The sequence below is a fragment of the Nocardiopsis sp. TNDT3 genome (genome assembly GCF_003427465.1).
In the GTDB taxonomy this organism is placed as follows: Bacteria; Actinomycetota; Actinomycetes; order Streptosporangiales; family Streptosporangiaceae; genus Nocardiopsis; species Nocardiopsis dassonvillei.
Genome location: NZ_QPFC01001402.1, coordinates 1 through 2,137 on the forward strand (window position 1 = coordinate 1; position 2,137 = coordinate 2,137).

General features: G+C 72.9%; 1 protein-coding gene and 1 pseudogene. One reads left to right on the plus strand and one right to left on the minus strand.

The genetic code is table 11. The features are described 5' to 3' along the window. Positions 1-475 (minus strand): annotated as a pseudogene (locus DQW06_RS28250) (hypothetical protein); the annotation flags it as partial. A gap of 747 nt (positions 476-1,222) precedes the next feature. Here DQW06_RS28250 and DQW06_RS28255 point away from each other — a divergent pair. After that, a complete protein-coding gene (locus DQW06_RS28255; RefSeq protein WP_041552783.1) occupies positions 1,223-2,113 on the plus strand; it encodes an SGNH/GDSL hydrolase family protein in 891 nt (296 codons plus the stop codon). Positions 2,114-2,137 lie beyond the last annotated feature (24 nt).

The following is a 2,137-nucleotide window of genomic DNA, read 5'->3' on the forward strand; positions in this document are numbered from 1 at the left end:
GCACGGCCTCCATCATCAGGGCGGGGGAGGGGGTGGGGCCCCCGGGAAGCTCGCAGCAGGGCTGTAGCGCGCGCCAGGCCACCGTGCTCAGGATGTCCATGGGGTCGCAGTCGGCGAGCGCCCACGTGCCGATCTCCTGCGGACTCGTGGAGATGAGGCGTTCCCAGTCCCCGGCGGTGGCCGCGACCGCGCCGCGCACGGGCTCGGAGAGGTCGGAGCAGTCCACCAGCTGGGTGCGCAGGCTCGGCAGGAACTCGGCCAGCGGCAGGTGCGACCACTGCTCCAGGGCCAGGCGGGCGATGCCGTGCGCGAGCCAGGGCGGTCCCGCGATGTCCAGGACGCGTGCGACGGGCAGCGAGTGCCACCAGCCGTCGATCAGACGGTCGTGGTGGAGCAGGGGAGCCACGTCCGGCGACCTCGACCACCGCAGTGCGGGTGCGAGGTCGACGAGGCAGATCGGAGAGACGGCGTTCATCCGCTGGGGACCTCGACCTCCTGGTGTCTGCACGTGAATTGGGGAGGAACCGCACGGGCCTTCGGTTCGATGCACCACAGTACGCGCCCCTCACCCGCGGGGAGGCCGGACGGGAGGCCGGTCCGTGCGCCACGGGCGGGCACGGCCAGCCGGGGGACAGGGGTGCCGTGAGCACTTCCCCGAGATCGTACGTCCCCTGACGCCACATGGGTACCCCCGGGCGTGCCAGGTCCGCCGCGACCGGACCGTGACTGCCTTGTGTGATGACCGTGACGAGGGCGTTCCGGCCCCCGGGCCCGCGCCGACGTGTGAGCTACCTCATAGCCGACCCCGGGTTCTTCCCGGGCCCACCGGTCGTTGGTGTTCACGGCGCCTTCATACGGGCGTCCCCCGCGCGCAACGGGCGCGCACGACCGGTCCGGGAAGCATGGAGGCTGGCGGGGTGTGGCGACACACTCCGTCCCAGGCACTCCGTCGTCGGCCGCGGGTATGCTGGAAGGGCACTTTCCTTCGCCCGGGCGACCTTTCCGGCCGGACGGCCGCGCCCGGTGGCCGACAGGGGTCGACGGTGTTCGGACACGGGTGGTGGCCGGACCGCGGCCCGACACCACGATCGCCGTACCCGCGCACCCTCGGCGCGCGCAGGCGTGGGACGGTCGAGCCGGATGATTGGTTGACGTGACAGACCTTGAGACGAATCCCCCAGCGGCCGCTCGCCTCCACAGACCGGATCCCATCCGGTCCTACGTGGCGATCGGCGACAGCATCACCGAGGGGATGGAAGACGACAGCGGCCCAGACGGAGAGTACCGGGGCTTCGCCGACCGACTGGCGGAGCACCTGGCCACGGTGACCCCCGACTTCCGCTACGCCAACCTGGGCGTGCGCGGACGCCGGATGCGCCACATCTTCGGCGAGCAGCTCGACCAGACGCTGGCCTGGAAGCCCGACCTGGTCACCGTCCTGGCCGGGGGCAACGACGTCCTGCGTCCGGGAGGGGACCTCGACCGGCTGGCCGAGCACTTCGAGTGGGGCATCCGCCAGCTGCGCGACGCCGGAATCCGCGTGGTGATCCTGTCCGGCCACGACACCGGGTGGATCCCGGTCCTGCGCTACTACCGCGGCCGCATCGCCGTGTTCAGCATGCACATGCGCGCCGTCGCCGAGCGCACCGGCACCGAGATCGTCGACCTGTGGGCGCTCAACGCCCTGACCGACTCCCGCGCCTGGAGCGAGGACCGCCTGCACCTCAACGGCGCGGGCCACCAGATCGTCGCCGCGCGCGTGGCCGACCTGCTCGGCTTCCCCATGGGCCCGCCCGAGTCCTGGACCGACCCGTGGACCACCCCGCCCCGGCAGCTGCCCCGCATCCTGCGCCGCCGCGAGAACCGCCGCTGGGCCCGCCAGTACCTGGTGCCGTGGCTGCGCCGCCGTGCCATGGGCCGCTCCTCCGGGGACGGCCGCCTGCCCAAGCGCCCCGAGCTGGACTACCTGCACGACGAGGACACCCGGTCCCGGATCGCCAGGAGCATCGAGGAGGGCAAGGCCTGGGAGGGCACCTACAACGGCTTCGACCCCGCCGAGAGCGCGCCCACCAGCAGCCCCTCGGGCACCAAGGGCCCCGACCCCGTGGACTGAGCCGTCCGCCCACGCGCGGCGGGG